The organism is Allobosea sp. RCC_152_1 (assembly GCF_041360765.1).
In the GTDB taxonomy this organism is placed as follows: Bacteria; Pseudomonadota; Alphaproteobacteria; order Rhizobiales; family Beijerinckiaceae; genus Allobosea; species Allobosea spartocytisi.
Genome location: NZ_JBFUPU010000002.1, coordinates 428,561 through 442,470 on the forward strand (window position 1 = coordinate 428,561; position 13,910 = coordinate 442,470).

General features: G+C 66.8%; 15 protein-coding genes. 10 read left to right on the top strand and 5 right to left on the bottom strand.

What is annotated here, in order from left to right; all coding sequences use genetic code 11:
* Positions 1-53: 53 nt before the first annotated feature.
* The gene (gene ctrA / locus AB6806_RS08405) at positions 54-755 is read right to left on the bottom strand and encodes a response regulator transcription factor CtrA (protein WP_038359314.1); all 702 of its coding nucleotides are present in this window, start codon (positions 753-755) and stop codon (positions 54-56) included.
* Positions 756-1,099: 344 nt separating this feature from the next.
* Between ctrA and fliI the strand changes: the two genes are divergently transcribed.
* From fliI to AB6806_RS08420, 3 genes are all read left to right on the top strand, one after another.
* Positions 1,100-2,446, top strand: coding sequence for a flagellar protein export ATPase FliI (fliI, locus tag AB6806_RS08410; RefSeq protein ID WP_038359316.1), 1,347 nt, complete (start codon positions 1,100-1,102; stop codon positions 2,444-2,446).
* Between the two features lie 97 nt (positions 2,447-2,543).
* Positions 2,544-3,017 carry a hypothetical protein gene (locus AB6806_RS08415; RefSeq protein WP_142021636.1) on the top strand — a complete coding sequence of 158 codons (474 nt, stop codon included), beginning with the start codon at positions 2,544-2,546 and terminating at the stop codon, positions 3,015-3,017.
* 34 nt (positions 3,018-3,051) lie between these two features.
* Complete coding sequence (locus AB6806_RS08420; protein ID WP_185747930.1) at positions 3,052-3,405, top strand: DUF1304 domain-containing protein; 354 nt, start codon at positions 3,052-3,054, stop codon at positions 3,403-3,405.
* Here AB6806_RS08420 and AB6806_RS08425 read toward each other — a convergent pair.
* A complete protein-coding gene (locus AB6806_RS08425; protein ID WP_142021635.1) occupies positions 3,399-4,622 on the bottom strand; it encodes an MFS transporter in 1,224 nt (407 codons plus the stop codon). The two genes, AB6806_RS08420 and AB6806_RS08425, sit on opposite strands and share 7 nt — an antisense overlap.
* Before the next feature lie 227 nt (positions 4,623-4,849).
* Here AB6806_RS08425 and fliJ point away from each other — a divergent pair, with 227 nt between their 5' ends.
* Positions 4,850-5,254 (top strand): flagellar export protein FliJ, encoded by a 405-nt coding sequence (gene fliJ / locus AB6806_RS08430; protein WP_112762799.1) that lies wholly within the window; start codon positions 4,850-4,852, stop codon positions 5,252-5,254.
* 187 nt (positions 5,255-5,441) lie between these two features.
* Here fliJ and AB6806_RS08435 read toward each other — a convergent pair whose 3' ends face one another.
* Positions 5,442-6,056, bottom strand: coding sequence for a GNAT family N-acetyltransferase (locus AB6806_RS08435; RefSeq protein ID WP_370954420.1), 615 nt, complete (start codon positions 6,054-6,056; stop codon positions 5,442-5,444).
* 70 nt (positions 6,057-6,126) lie between these two features.
* Between AB6806_RS08435 and AB6806_RS08440 the strand changes: the two genes are divergently transcribed.
* From AB6806_RS08440 to AB6806_RS08450, 3 genes are all read left to right on the top strand, one after another.
* Positions 6,127-6,567: a hypothetical protein gene (locus AB6806_RS08440; protein WP_142021633.1), complete on the top strand. Its 441-nt coding sequence runs from the start codon at positions 6,127-6,129 to the stop codon at positions 6,565-6,567.
* A gap of 78 nt (positions 6,568-6,645) precedes the next feature.
* Positions 6,646-7,038: a CopM family metallochaperone gene (gene copM, locus AB6806_RS08445; RefSeq protein ID WP_142021632.1), complete on the top strand. Its 393-nt coding sequence runs from the start codon at positions 6,646-6,648 to the stop codon at positions 7,036-7,038.
* A gap of 144 nt (positions 7,039-7,182) precedes the next feature.
* Positions 7,183-8,220 (top strand): lysylphosphatidylglycerol synthase transmembrane domain-containing protein, encoded by a 1,038-nt coding sequence (locus AB6806_RS08450; protein WP_038359327.1) that lies wholly within the window; start codon positions 7,183-7,185, stop codon positions 8,218-8,220.
* A gap of 4 nt (positions 8,221-8,224) precedes the next feature.
* On the opposite strand, the gene AB6806_RS08455 is transcribed toward AB6806_RS08450, so the two are convergent.
* Positions 8,225-9,127 carry a DMT family transporter gene (locus AB6806_RS08455; protein ID WP_370954421.1) on the bottom strand — a complete coding sequence of 301 codons (903 nt, stop codon included), beginning with the start codon at positions 9,125-9,127 and terminating at the stop codon, positions 8,225-8,227.
* Between the two features lie 122 nt (positions 9,128-9,249).
* Positions 9,250-11,322, bottom strand: a complete 2,073-nt coding sequence (gene flhA / locus AB6806_RS08460; protein ID WP_370954651.1) for a flagellar biosynthesis protein FlhA — start codon at positions 11,320-11,322, stop codon at positions 9,250-9,252.
* Between the two features lie 303 nt (positions 11,323-11,625).
* Here flhA and AB6806_RS08465 point away from each other — a divergent pair, with 303 nt between their 5' ends.
* The 3 genes from AB6806_RS08465 (at position 11,626) to AB6806_RS08475 (ending at position 13,902) form a co-directional block, all read left to right on the top strand.
* A complete protein-coding gene (locus tag AB6806_RS08465) occupies positions 11,626-11,931 on the top strand; it encodes a hypothetical protein (RefSeq protein WP_370954422.1) in 306 nt (101 codons plus the stop codon).
* A gap of 77 nt (positions 11,932-12,008) precedes the next feature.
* Entirely contained in the window at positions 12,009-13,451 is a 1,443-nt protein-coding gene (locus AB6806_RS08470) for an MFS transporter (protein ID WP_370954423.1), read from the top strand.
* 139 nt (positions 13,452-13,590) lie between these two features.
* The gene (locus AB6806_RS08475; protein ID WP_185747929.1) at positions 13,591-13,902 is read left to right on the top strand and encodes a hypothetical protein; all 312 of its coding nucleotides are present in this window, start codon (positions 13,591-13,593) and stop codon (positions 13,900-13,902) included.
* Positions 13,903-13,910 lie beyond the last annotated feature (8 nt).

Consider the following 13,910-nt stretch of genomic DNA (forward strand, 5'->3'; position numbering starts at 1 on the left):
TCTTATCTCCCTGCCGCGTGACCGTCGCATGACGACGAAGCGACGGGAATGCGTCAGGCCGGGATGCGTTCCTCGACGTCGGAAGGCTCGCGCAGCACATAGCCGCGGCCCCACACGGTCTCGATGTAGTTCTTGCCGTCCGAGGCGTTCGCCAGCTTCTTGCGCAGCTTGCAGATGAAGACGTCGATGATCTTGAGCTCGGGCTCGTCCATGCCGCCATAGAGATGGTTGAGGAACATCTCCTTGGTGAGCGTCGTGCCCTTGCGGAGCGAGAGCAGCTCCAGCATCTGGTATTCCTTGCCGGTCAGGTGCACGCGGGCGGCATCGACCTCAACCGTCTTGGTGTCGAGATTGACGACCAGATCGCCGGTGGTGATGACCGACTGGGCGTGGCCCTTCGAGCGACGCACAATCGCATGGATGCGGGCGACCAGCTCGTCCTTGTGGAACGGCTTGGTGAGATAGTCGTCGGCGCCGAAGCCGAGGCCCTTCACCTTGTCCTCGATCCCGGCGAGGCCGGAGAGGATCAGGATCGGCGTCTTGACCTTGGCGACCCGCAAGCTGCGCAGAACCTCGTAACCCGACATGTCGGGGAGGTTCAGATCGAGCAGGATGATGTCGTAGTCGTAGAGTTTGCCGAGATCGACGCCCTCTTCGCCGAGATCCGTCGTATAGACGTTGAAGCTCTCGGATTTGAGCATGAGCTCGATGCTTTGAGCGGTCGCGCTATCGTCCTCGATCAGCAGAACCCGCATGTCCACGTCCCCAATTTCGCCCGCAGGGCAGGTTGATCGCTCTTTTCGCCCGGACCAGCCCGGAACCGGACGACGACGCACTTGCCCGATGAAACGCCACGCGACACGCTACGGTGAATTGGTTAACAAACCGTGATTCCCGAGCGCAAGGGCTTCCTTGGAGAAAGTGAACGATCCTTGTCCAGGTGAGTCGAATTTGACACGGATCGACGAGCACTCCTCCGCGAAAACGCCGTTTCGCGGAGACCGCCTCGGGAAACGGGGCAGCAAAAGCCCCGCGACACGCAGCGATCTCGAAACACAGTGTTAATCACAGAGGTAAACGAAAGGTTGACGAAGGCCTTATGAGCAACCCTTCACACGGTACTGGACGGCTCTCGGCCCTGGCCTCCGCCATCGACGGCCTGGACGGAATGACGGTCTATGGCCGTGTCATCGGCGTGCGCGGCTTGCTCGTCGAGGTCGCCGGTCCCATCGGCGCGATGAGCCTGGGCGGCCGGGTCGGCATCGAGATCGCGCCGGACACGCGCGTCCCCTGCGAAGTCGTCGGCTTTTCGGGCGAGAAGGCGCTGGTCATGCCCTTCGGCGGTCTCGACGGTGTGCGCCGCGGGTGCCCGGCTTATGTCGACCGCGCGCAGCCGGGCCTCTCGCCCACCTCGGCCTGGCTCGGGCGCGTCGTCGATGCGCTCGGCCGTCCGGTCGATGGCGGCCCGCCGCTGCCGCAGGGCGACACGCTCTACGCCTTTCGCGCCGATCCGCCGCCGGCCCACGCCCGGCGCCGCGTTGGCAAGCCGCTCGACCTCGGCGTGCGCGCGCTCAACGCCTTCTTGACCTGCTGCCTCGGCCAGCGCATGGGCATCTTCGCCGGTTCGGGCGTCGGCAAGTCGGTGCTGCTTTCGATGCTGGCCCGCTATGCCCGCGCCGACGTCAACATCATCGGCCTCGTCGGCGAGCGCGGCCGCGAGGTTCAGGAGTTCCTGCAGGAGGACCTCGGGCCGGAGGGCCTCGCCCGCTCGATCGTCGTCGTCGCGACCTCCGACGAGCCCGCTTTGATGCGCAAGCAGGCGGCGCTCACCACGCTGACGCTCGCCGAATATTTCCGCGACCGCGGCCTGCAGGTGATGTGCCTGATGGATTCGGTGACGCGCTTCGCCATGGCGATGCGCGAGATCGGGCTGGCCGCCGGCGAGCCGCCGACGACCAAGGGCTACACCCCGACCGTCTTCGCCGAATTGCCGCGCCTTCTGGAGCGTGCCGGGCCAGGCACCGAAGACGGGGCCATCACCGGCCTCTTCACCGTGCTGGTCGATGGCGGCGACCATGACGAGCCGGTCGCCGACGCGGTGCGCGGCATCCTCGACGGCCATATCGTGATGGAGCGCTCCATCGCCGAGCGCGGCCGCTATCCGGCGATCAACATCCTGAAATCGGTCTCGCGCACCATGCCGCGCTCCTGCGACCCGGCTTATTACCCCGTCGTGCAGAAGGCGCGCGCCACGCTCGCGACCTATGCCGACATGGAGGAATTGATTCGCCTTGGCGCCTATCGCCAGGGCGCCTCGGCCGAGGTCGACGAGGCGATCCGCCTCAACCCGGCGCTGGAGGCCTTCCTCAAGCAGGCCAAGGACGATGCGACCTCGCTTCCGGAAAGCTATGCCCGCCTCGCAGCGATCATGAGCGAAGGCGCATGAGCACGGCATCGCCAGGAGGACGCCCTATGACAGGCCGAGGCCCTGACGCCGGCAGGGGACGCTATGTTACAGTCGCCGCCTGCGGAAGGACATCTCGATGCTGCGCTCTTTCCTGATCCTGTTCGTGCTGCTCTCGGGCTCCGCGGCTGCGCGGGCCACGGAGCCCGTTTTGGAACTGATCGGGGCGGGACCTTCCGCGATCACCCTATCGCCCCGGACCGTGGCCACCCTTCCCAACGTCGACCGCGACGTCACCTTCGCCACTTCGAAGGGCCCATCGACCGCGCATTACAGGGGCGTGCTGCTGTGGGACGTCCTGCAGGCGAACAAGGTTTTCGACGGCCTCGATCTCAAGGCTCAGCTCGCCAAGACCATCCTCGTCAATGCCCGGGACGGCTACCGGATCGCCTTCTCGATCGGCGAGATCCATCCGGATTTCGGCAATCTGCCCCTGCTCCTGGTGACGGCGATCGACGGCAAGCCGCTCGACCAGGACTGGCGCCTCGTCGCTCCCGGCGACAAGCGCGGCGCGCGGGCCGTGCGCGATGTCGTGAAGATCGAGCTGCGCTGAAGCCCGCTGCGAACGCCGACCGGAGACCCAGAGCTTGATCGCCACCATCCTGACCGGGCTCGTAGCCCTGATCCACGTCTATATCGCCGTGCTGGAAATCTGGCTCTGGGATACCCCGCGCGGACGCCGGGCCTTCGGCCTCACGCCGGAATTCGCCAAGCAGTCGCGGGTGCTTGCGGCCAATCAGGGCCTCTACAACGCCTTCCTCGCCGCAGGGCTCGGCTGGGGCCTCTGGCTCGGGCCGGCGGGCCTTTCGATCAAGCTGTTCTTCCTGGCTTGCGTGCTCGTCGCAGGCCTCTTCGGCGCGGCCACTGCGAGCCGCAAGATCCTCTACATTCAGGCCCTGCCGGCGGCGCTCGCCTTGCTGGCCCTGCTCGCCGGTTATTGAGAGACGGCCGGCGCCCGCGCGAGCATCCGCGCCAGCGCGAGCATCGCGAAGAAGCCGAAGAACTGGATCACGGCGGAAAAGATCAGCGTCGCACTGGCGCCGAGACGCTCGATCAGCACCGCGAACAGCAGCGGCGCCACCGCGAAGGCGATGTTCTGCGGCACGGTGAGCTGGCCGAGCATCGCGGCAAAGCCACGCCGCCCGAAGAGCGCGAGCGGCAGCGTCGCACGCGCCACGGAAATGACGCCCAGCGCCGCGTTGAAAACCGCGACGAAGATTCCGGCCGCCACGATCCCCGTCGGCGCCAGGGGCAGGATAAGGCAGCAGAGCGGCCCGAGCAGCAGGCCGAAGAGCGCGACGCGCTCCACTGGCAGCCTCTCGCCCAGCGTGGCGTCGATCGCCCGTGCGACGATGGTGGCGGGTCCACCCAGCGTCGCGATCCAGACCGCCTCCGTCTGCGTCAGGCCGCCCTCCCGGAACAGGCTGATGAGATGCAGCGGCAGCCCCCAGGAAACCAGGCCGCTGGCGGAGAAGGCGAAAGCCGTCAGCCAGAACGCCATCCGCCGCTTTCCGGGCTCGACCCGCCCGGTCTCGAGGGAGGAAGCTGGCGCGGTCCCGGCGGCCGCCGGCGTGGGATGTCCGTGGAAGCGTGGAACCGCCGCATAGATCGGCAGCACGATGAAGAGCTGCATCGCTGCGAAGACGAGCAGCGTCGCGCGCCAGCCGAAGGCACCCATGAGGATCGCCGTCAGCGGCCAGAACAGGCTGGAGGACAGCCCCGTCACCAGCATCATCAGGCCGATGACCCGCCGTGTCCGCTCGCCCATGAGCTGCGCGACGGCGACGTTGCCGACATTGGCGAGCGACATCGCATGGCCGATCCCGATCACGAACCAGCTCGCCAGATAGCTGATCGGCCCTTGCGCCATGGACAGCACCGCGAAGCCCAATGCGCAGATGATCGCGCCCACGCACATCGAGCGGCGCGTCCCTTCCCGGTCGAGCACGCGGCCGATCGCGGGTGCGACCAGCGCGCCCGTCACCAGCAGGATGGTGATGCCGCCGAAGACGATCTCGGCATTGAGCCCGAGATCGCGGTCGAGCGCCTGCATCAGCACCGAGGGCGAATAGAAGGTCGTGCCCCAGCCGATGAGCCGCGTCGCGACCAGCCCGCATAGCAAAGGCCCGTGGCCGGAAAAACGAGATGAGGACGGCAAGGCGAGGAACCCGAAAGAACGGCCAGCTGACCGCCGGAAACTGACTAGATCATCCTGTCACGCCGCGGCAGCAGCGCGGATGCGACTTGAACATGCAGAAAAGGCAGTCCTTTCCGGTAAGAAAGGGTCAACCTCCTTGCGCCTATTGTGACGCCGTCTCGCGGAGTTTTCCGGTTGCAGGCCGAGGGGTCGGCCGCGACCATGCGCGATCAGGAGTTGAAAACGAGATGAAGTCGCGAGAGACGCTTCTGCGGCTGAAGCGCTTCCAGGTCGACGAAAAACGTCGCCGGGTGAGCCAGATCGAGATGATGATCGCCGACTTCAATCGGATGGCGAACGATCTCGATCGTGAAATCCACTCGGAGGAAGCACGCGCCGGGATCTCCGATCCCGCGCATTTCGCCTATCCGACCTACGCCAAGGCGGCGCTCGGCCGGCGCGACAATCTGCGCCAGTCGGCCGAGAACCTGCAGGGCCAGCTCGACGAGGCCAAGGCCGAATTGCAGGAGGCCTTCGAGGAGATGAAGAAGGTCGAGATCCTCGACGACCGCGAACGGGCGACCGAGCGCGCCGCCGAAGCCGCCCGCGACCAGGCGACGATGGACGCCATCGGGCTGCGCTCGCGGGCCTGAGCGCTCCCGGCCGAAAGCTATCAGGAGGCGGAAGCCCACAGGCTTCCGCCTTTTTTGTTTGCCGGCGATACGGCCGACCGGGACAGGGCGTCATTCTCGGGCTTGCCCCGAGAATCTCATGACCAGAGCGCTCTGATTTCCGAGATGCTCGGGTCAAGCCCGAGCATCTCGGCGGTGGATCGCGCCCTCAGGCGACGACCGGGTGGTGCGGCACGCAATCCCGCCGCATCTGGCCCGCCAGCCGCGGGTCGTCGTTGACCTCGATGCCGCGCTTGAAGACCTTGAAGCCCGAGCGCTGGTAGAAGGCGAGCGCGCCCTGATGGTCGATGGTGCAGGTATGCACCCAGAAGCGCGAGATCGGCTTCGCCCAGGCCAGCGCCAGCGCCCGGTTCATCAGCCAGCGTCCGGCTCCCGTGCCGAGCACGGGCTCGTCGAGCCCGAAGAAGGCGAGCTCCGCCTCCCCCGCCTCGCGAAAATCGAGTTCCAGCAGCCCGACATCGCGCCCCTCATAACGTGCGGCATAGATCGCGACGGATGGATCGGTGAGGGTCGCTTCCAGCTCGGCACGCGGCTCGGTAAGGCGGCTGAACCACATCCAGCGCTCGCCGAGCAGCCGGTAGAGGGCGAGATAGCGCTCCGTATCGCGCCCGTCGATCGGCTCGAGGGAGAAAGCCCCGGTTCCCGGCGGGTCGGGCCGCTCGGCCGGTTTCGCGAACATTTCCAGCGACGTGACGACCGCGGCGATCTTGCCGGGCGGTAGGTCCGTGGTACCAGTGAGGCTGATGGTCAGGGTCTGCGTCAAGGCGGCATCCGATGGTGGTTTTGAGTCTGCCGCGATCATGACACGATCCCGGCCGAAAGATCATGGTGCGATGACGCATGGCAGGAGCATATCGCCGCCGGATCGGCGGTACGGGAACGGGCAGCGGCTGCGGCTGCTGTTCGCGCTCCTGGTGATGTGCCTCGCCGTGGTCCCCCATGTCACGCTCGCCGCTTCGCTGATGCGCATGCCCGTGACATCCTCGGGCCAGCATCGGGCGAACCCGCTCGGAACACCCGCCGCGAGCGCCTTGACCGCCACCGAAGTTGCACCCTGCCACCAGCCTTCGCCTTCCGCGAAGGGGCATCCCGCCGGCGCGCCGCCGATCTGCTGCATCATCGGCTGCGGCCTGATCGCGGAAGCCCCCGTGATCGCCCTGCCCTCGCGGACGATCCTCTGGTCGCGGCCCGGCCTCGCTTTGGCCGAGACGCGCGCCGGCATCTCGACCGAGCCGGCCAAGCCGCCGCCCCGAAGCGGGCTCGCGCGAAGCTGAATCCTTTTCCCGTTTTCAGGCGGCTTCAGACACCGTTGCCGGTGCGAGCCGTCATTCGTTCTCACAGGAATCCGAACAATGAATCGCTTCAAATCGTCCCTCGCGGCGCTCGCACTCGCAGCCGCCTTCGCCGGCCCCGGCTTTGTCGAGCAGGCCACGGCCCAGCACCAGGGCCATGGCGGCGGCACCATGAAGATGGACAGCGCGAGCACGGACAGCGCCGCGACCAAGGCCTTCAAGGAAGCCAACGCGAAAATGCACAAGGACATGGACATCTCCTATTCCGGCGATGCCGATGCCGATTTCGTGCGCGGCATGATCCCGCATCACCAGGGCGCCATCGCCATGGCGCGGGTCGTCCTCGCCCATGGCAAGGATCCCGAGATCCGCAAGCTCGCCGAGAACGTCATCCGCGACCAGGAGAAGGAGGTCGGCGAGATGCGTGAATGGCTCAGGAAAAACGGCAAGTAGCCGCTATCAATCCGGCAGGCGGCGGCAACGCCGCTTGCCCTCGGCCCTCCTCGCTGGCAAGAGGACGTGAAGGTTCGCGCCGCTGCGGTGACGACGCGGGCCTGCTTGCCAAGCCCTTTCGAAGTCCCTCCCGTCGCGGCCTTCATGAAACGCTATCTCGATTATCTCTGGCCGATCATCGGGCTCGTCGCGGTCGTCTGGTCCGTCGAGCTGCTTTGGGACAAGCTCAAGGCCGAGGCCGGCACGGACGCGGCCATCGAGGCTCTGCTCCAGAACGCCAATCTCTGGCAGAGCATCAAGATCATCGCCCACCGCATCGGCCACAAGATCGCGGTGATCCCGCCTAACGCCTTCTTCCACGCCGCGCTCGCCACCCTCGTCGCCTATGCGGCGCTCGCCTGGTACGACCGCATCGCCCTGATGCATCTGCGCAAGGAGAAGGGCATCTCCTGGCTCTACATCTCGCTCTGCTCCTTCGTGACCTATGCGCTCTCGCACAATATCGGCGCCTCGGTCTTCTCGGGCGGCATGGTGCGCTACCGTGCCTATACGGCGAAGGGGCTGACGGCGGCGGATGTCGCGATCCTGATCGCGCTCTGCTCCTTCACCTTCGCCTTCGGCACGCTGCTGCTGTTGGGAATCGTGCTGGTCTACGAGCCGGAGATCCTGCGGCCGCTGACGCGGCTGTCGAAATGGTTCGCCATCGGCGACGGCACGGCGCGCCTGATCGGCGTCGGCATGCTCGTCTTCGTCGCGCTCTACACCATCGGCTCCTGGCTCAAGTTCAGGCCGGTGAAGATCGGCAAGTTCGAGGTCATCTATCCGCGGCTGCGCATCGTCGCGAGACAATATCTCGCCGCTCCGCTCGAGCTCGCCGGCGCCGCCGGCATCATCTATTTCGCCCTGCCGGACCAGGGCAATCCGGGCTTCATGGTCGTGCTCGGCGCCTTCCTGCTCTCCTTCTCCGCCGGCCTGCTGAGTCAGGTTCCCGGCGGCGTCGGCGTGATGGAGGCGGTCTTCCTCGCGGTGATGCCCGGCGTGCCGGCACCTGCCGTCTTCGCCGCCCTGCTGATCTGGCGGCTGTTCTATCTCATCCTGCCGCTGGTGATCTCGCTGCCGATCGTGGTCGCCTTCGAGCGTGCGCAGCTCAAGCGCAGCACCCGCATCGCGCCGCCGCCCTGACGGGTCAGCGCGCCCGTTCCGGGCGCTTCAGCGCGATCGCCGCCGCACCGAACATCAGCAGCGCGCCGACGGCCTCGGAGACGCCGAAGGGCTCGCTCAGGACGACGACGCCGACGCCGACGGCAATCGCCGGGCTGATGAAGGCGTAGAGCCCGGCGCGGAAAGCGCCCCAATCCCTCAGCAGCCGCATATAGATGGTGAAGCCCATCAGCGAGCCGCCGATGATGAGGAAGACGATGGCAGGCAGCACGGGCGAACGCACCAGCGCAGCGAAATCGGCACGGCCGACCGGCTCGACCAGGGCGGACACAGCCGACAGTCCGATGCCGCCGATCAGCGTCTGCCAGCCGGCCAGCGTCAGCGTCGGCATCGTGCCCGCGATCGGCCGCGAGAGCACCGCGCCCGTGCAGTAGAACAGGGTGCCGAAGGCGACCGCGGCGAGCCCAACCGCCTCCAGCGGATCGCCATGCACCGCCGAAAGCCCGCCCAGCGCCCGCGTCGCGAAGAGGAAGCCGAGCCCCACCGTGCCGAGCCCGATCGCGGCGAGCTTGCGCGCGTCGATGCGCTCGCCCTCGATCGCGCGGCTCGCCAGCAGGGTGAAGATCGGGATCGTCGCGAAATTGACGATGGCCGCGAGCCCGGTCGGCGCATGGGCGGTGCCCCAGAACAGCAGGCTGTAATTCGCGGTGTTGAGCAGCAGCGCCGTGACGATCAATCGCGGCCAGGCTCCAGCAGGCACTTTCGGCAGGTCGCGCCCGGCCCAGAGCAGCATCAGCACGCCGGCAAGCGAAAAGCGGACGGCGGCCAGGAACACCGGCGGCACATGCGAGGCACCGACCTTCACCGGCAGCCAGGTCAGCCCCCAGACGAGGCACATCACGGCGAAGAGGGCGGCATTCCGGCTCATCACTGTCGCTTAGCGGTGCGGCCGGACGCTGACCATTGCACGGCAGGCATTAGGGGGCCGTGGAAACGGGAGGCGTTGCGCTCGGAACCCGACAGGAAGGCCAGCCCTCGTCGGGAGGAGCGCTAGACGCTGCCGACCGTCTTCAACCGCGCGCGGGGATGAATCTCGCTCTGCGACAGCACGGGCGTCTCGCGCCGGAAGCGCTCGATGATCTGCCGGGCGAAGGGCCGCGCCATGCCGGAGGTGACGAGCGCCGGCATTTCGCCGATCCGCGCTGCGTCCTCGAACTTGTCGCGGACATGGCGGACGAATTCCTGCAGCCGCGAGGGTTGCATGGCGAGATGGCGATCCTCGCCCTGGCCGATGATCGATTCGGCAAAGACGCTCTCCCAGGCCGGCGACAGCGTGATGATCGGCAGCACGCCGTTGCCGTCGGAGAACTGCGCGCAGATCTGGCGGGCGAGCCGGGCCCGGACATGCTCGGCGATGTCGCGCGGGTTCTTGATCCCGCCCGCGACCTCCGCGATGCCCTCGATGATGGTGCCGAGATCGCGGATCGAGATGCGCTCGGCCAGCAGCAATTGCAGCACGCGCTGGATACCCGTGGTCGAGATCTGGTTCGGAACGATCTCCTTGATGAGATCGGCATGGTCCTTCGGCAATTCACGCAGCAGCTTCTGCACCTCGGCATGCGAGAGCAGCTCCGGCATGTTCGACTTCAGCACCTCGGTGAGATGCGTCGAGATCACCGTCGCGGCGTCGACGACGGTATAGCCGCGCAGTTGCGCCTCATCCTGCAGCGCCGAGTCGATCCAGGTCGCCGGCAGGCCGAAGGTCGGCTCCAGCACATTGTGGCCGGGCAGGTTCACCGTGCCGCCCATCGGGTCCATCGCCATGTACTGGCCGGCATAGACGATGCCATGGCCGGCATCGATCTCCTTGATCTTGATGTAGTAGTGGTTCGCCTCGAGCTGGACGTTGTCGACGATCCTGACCGCCGGCATGACGAAGCCGAGCTCCGCTGCGAGCTGGCGCCGCAGCGCCCGGACCTGATCGGTCAGGCGGTCCTGCCCGCCCGGCGCGTTGACCAGCGGCAGCAGCGCATAGCCGATCTCGATCTTGAGCTCGTCCATCTTGAGGAGGTCGTTCAGCGTCTCCTCGCGCGGCGTGCCGTCGGGCATCACCGCCCCGCTGGCCTGCGCCGCCTCCGCCTGCGCCGTCTCATCGGCGCGCTGCTTGGCGGCGCGGCCGAAATGGCGGGCCAGAAAAGCGGCGCCGCCCGCCAGCAGCAGGAAGGGCAGCATCGGGATGCCGGGCAGGACCGCGATCAGCAGCATCACAGCCGCCGACATGCCGAGCGCCTTCGGATAGCCCGAGAGCTGCTTGCCGAGCGCCTTGTCGGCCGCGCCGCGCACGCCCGCCTTCGAGACGAGCAGGCCGGCGGCGGTCGAGACGATCAGCGCCGGGATCTGGCTGACCAGCCCGTCACCCACCGTGAGCTGGGTGTAGTTGTGCGCCGCCTGGCCGAAGCTCAGTCCCTGCTGCGCCACGCCGATGATGATGCCGCCGAGCACGTTGATGAAGGTAATGAGCAGGCCGGCGATGGCATCGCCGCGCACGAATTTCGAGGCGCCGTCCATCGAGCCGAAGAAGGAGGATTCGTCTTCGAGCGCGCGGCGCCGCAGCTTCGCCGTCTCCTGGTCGATCAGCCCGGCGGAGAGGTCGGCATCGATCGCCATCTGCTTGCCCGGCATTGCATCGAGCGAGAACCGTGCGGCGACCTCAGCGATACGGCCCGAACCCTTGGTGATGACGACGAAATTGACGATGATCAGGATGGTGAAGACGATCACCCCGATCACGAAATTGCCGCTCATCACGAAGCCGGCGAAGGCCTCGATGACATGCCCCGCCGCAGAGGTGCCTTCATGGCCATGGGCGAGAATGAGGCGCGTCGAGGCGAGGTTCAGCGCCAGCCGGAACATGGTGACGATGAGCAGCACCGTCGGGAAGGCCGAGAACTCCAGCGGCTCCTCGATGAAGAGCGCCGTCATCAGCACCAGCACCGACAGGATGATCGACAGCGCCAGCAACAGGTCGAGCAGGACCGCCGGCATCGGGAAGATGAGCACCACCAGGATGCCCATGACGCCGATCGCCAGGAACAAGTCCGGACGGTTGAACAGCTTTCCCATCGCGTTGCGATCGGGAAGGTTGAAGCCGCCTCCCTGACCTGCCGTCACATCGGTCATCGACCGCCCCGCCCTCTCGCCGGTCGTCATCCGCGTACGGACGCCGCGCGCTCCGGAGCGGAGCGCGACCCGGCAATTCTTGCCGGGTTCATGGTGAACGAATTGTTAAGACGCGAAAGAATGTCGGGCCGGAACCTTCCGATGAACGGATGGTTATCGAAAGGCCGCGTTGTGGCCGCATTCGCCGTTCCAACTCGCCGGCGGGCGGCAAGACTCTGCCAAATCCCAACGATATCGGAGGAAATCTTGAACAGACGATCCTTTCTGACGAGCCTTTTCGGCGGTCTCGCGGTTGCCGGCATCGGCGGTGCCGCCCTGGCGAAGAACCTGGTCGAAGCGGCCCCGTCGCCTGTCGAACCTGCCGCCGGCGCGATCGACCCCGCTCTCAAGGCCGGCCTCGACGAGACCGACGCGGCCTTCACCCAGTATTATCACGGGCGGCCGCGCCATCACCGCCGCCCCTCTCCGCCCATGCATCACCGGCGGCATCCGCCGATGCATCGCCGCCCGCGCCGCGTGGTCCGCCACGGCCGCGTCTACTACGTCCGCTGACAGCCTGAGGGGCGGCGCCGATCGGGGCCGCCCCTTCCCTTCGAGGCACACCGCCAGAACGTTTGGAGGACGCCGGCATGACAGCGCCGGACAGAAGCCGGGAAGGCGTCATCGAAACCGACGTGCCGGCGCGGCTGGACCGCCTGCCCTGGTCGCGGTTCCACACCCTCGTCGTGGTCGCGCTCGGTATCACCTGGATTCTCGACGGGCTCGAGGTCACTCTCGCCGGCGCGGTGTCGGGGGCGCTGAAGGAAAGCCTGGTCCTCAAATTCACCAATACCGAGATCGGCATGGCGGGCGCCGCCTATATCGCCGGCGCCGTGCTGGGCGCCGTCTTCTTCGGCTGGCTCACCGATCGGCTGGGCCGCAAGAAGCTCTTCACCATCACGGTCCTGGTCTATCTCACGGCCACGGCAGCCACCGCGTTCTCCTGGAACCTGTGGAGCTTCCTCGCCTTCCGCTTCCTCACGGGGATGGGCATCGGCGGCGAATACACGGCGATCAATTCGACGATTCAGGAACTGATCCCCGCCCGCGTCCGTGGCTGGACCGATCTCGTCATCAACGGCTCCTTCTGGGTCGGCGCCGCGCTGGGCGCGCTCGGCGCCATCGTGCTGCTCGACCCCGCCCATATCGAGCCCGAGCATGGCTGGCGGCTCGCCTTCTTCATCGGCGCCGCCCTCGGCCTCGTCATCCTGATCCTCAGGCAATGGATTCCCGAAAGCCCGCGCTGGCTGATCAGCCACGGCCACCATGAGCGCGCCGCCGCGATCGTGGCCGATATCGAGCGCCGCTCCGGCTTCATCCCGCCCGCCGGAGAAGTCCTGCCGCCGACCCGGCTGCGCCCGCGCGCCGCGACGCCGTTGCGCGAGGTCTTCCGCGCACTCTTCGTCCTGCATCGCGACAGGGCGCTGGTCGGCCTCGCGCTGATGGTCTCGCAGGCCTTCTTCTACAACGCGATCTTCTTCACCTACGCGCTGATCCTAACCGATTTCTATCATGTGCCGTCGCAGGCGGTCGGCTGGTTCATCCTGCCCTTCGCGGCTGGCAATTTCCTCGGTCCCCTGCTGATCGGACGCTTCTTCGACACCCGGGGCCGGCGCTTCATGATCGCCGCGACCTATGCGCTCTCAGGCCTGCTCCTGACCGGCACCGGCTATCTGTTCTGGCGCAACTGGCTCACAGCCTCCCATCTCACCCTGTGCTGGAGCGTCGTCTTCTTCTTCGCCTCGGCAGCGGCGAGCTCGGCCTATCTCACGGTGTCCGAGACCTTCCCGGTCGAGATGCGGGCGCTCGCCATCGCCGTGTTCTACGCGATCGGCACCGGCGCGGGCGGCATCGCCGGCCCCTGGCTCTTCGGCATCCTGATCGACACCGGCTCGCGCGGCAGCGTCTTCGGCGGCTATCTGCTCGGCGCGGCGCTGATGCTCGCCGCGGCCGTCATCGCGGCGCGCTTCGCGGTGCGGGCCGAGCGCCAACCGCTCGAAAGCGTCGCGCGGCCTCTTAACGCAGTGGATTGAGGTTCCGCGCAGGCAATAACCATGCGGGCCGAAAAGACGTCAGAGGGAACAAATCATCCTTTAAATGCATTACTCCCCACCTGCATTCCGCCCTTATGAATGCAGGGGGAGATGTGGTGAAGACAGTCTGGAGGCCGTCGTGGACAGACGCTCATTCCTGATGACATTGGTCGGGGGCTTTGCCGCCGCCGGCCTTGGCGGGATCGCCGCCGCCGAAGCCGCGCAGCCGGCTCGGATATTGCCGCCGGAAGGCGCGCCGCTCAAGGACGCCGAAGCCGTCCCGGCGGAGACGAAGGAGGCGCTGGACAAGACCGACGCCGAATTCAGCCAGTACTACTACTACCGCCGACCGCGCTATCGCTACTACCGGCGGCCCTATTATCGGCCGCGCTACTACTACCGGCCGCGCTATTATGCCCGCCCGCGCTACTATTATCGCCGGCGCTGGTAGGAACCGCT

Bases quoted from the DNA above. Each gene is read 5' to 3' on its own strand.
- fliJ (WP_112762799.1), top strand. From the start codon at position 4,850: ATGAAGTCGCGAGAGACGCTTCTGCGGCTGAAGCGCTTCCAGGTCGAC.
- ctrA (WP_038359314.1), bottom strand. From the start codon at position 755: ATGCGGGTTCTGCTGATCGAGGACGATAGCGCGACCGCTCAAAGCATC.
- fliI (WP_038359316.1), top strand. From the start codon at position 1,100: ATGAGCAACCCTTCACACGGTACTGGACGGCTCTCGGCCCTGGCCTCC.
- copM (WP_142021632.1), top strand. From the start codon at position 6,646: ATGAATCGCTTCAAATCGTCCCTCGCGGCGCTCGCACTCGCAGCCGCC.
- AB6806_RS08450 (WP_038359327.1), top strand. From the start codon at position 7,183: ATGAAACGCTATCTCGATTATCTCTGGCCGATCATCGGGCTCGTCGCG.
- flhA (WP_370954651.1), bottom strand. From the start codon at position 11,322: ATGGGAAAGCTGTTCAACCGTCCGGACTTGTTCCTGGCGATCGGCGTC.
- AB6806_RS08415 (WP_142021636.1), top strand. From the start codon at position 2,544: ATGCTGCGCTCTTTCCTGATCCTGTTCGTGCTGCTCTCGGGCTCCGCG.
- AB6806_RS08455 (WP_370954421.1), bottom strand. From the start codon at position 9,127: ATGAGCCGGAATGCCGCCCTCTTCGCCGTGATGTGCCTCGTCTGGGGG.
- AB6806_RS08470 (WP_370954423.1), top strand. From the start codon at position 12,009: ATGACAGCGCCGGACAGAAGCCGGGAAGGCGTCATCGAAACCGACGTG.
- AB6806_RS08440 (WP_142021633.1), top strand. From the start codon at position 6,127: ATGACGCATGGCAGGAGCATATCGCCGCCGGATCGGCGGTACGGGAAC.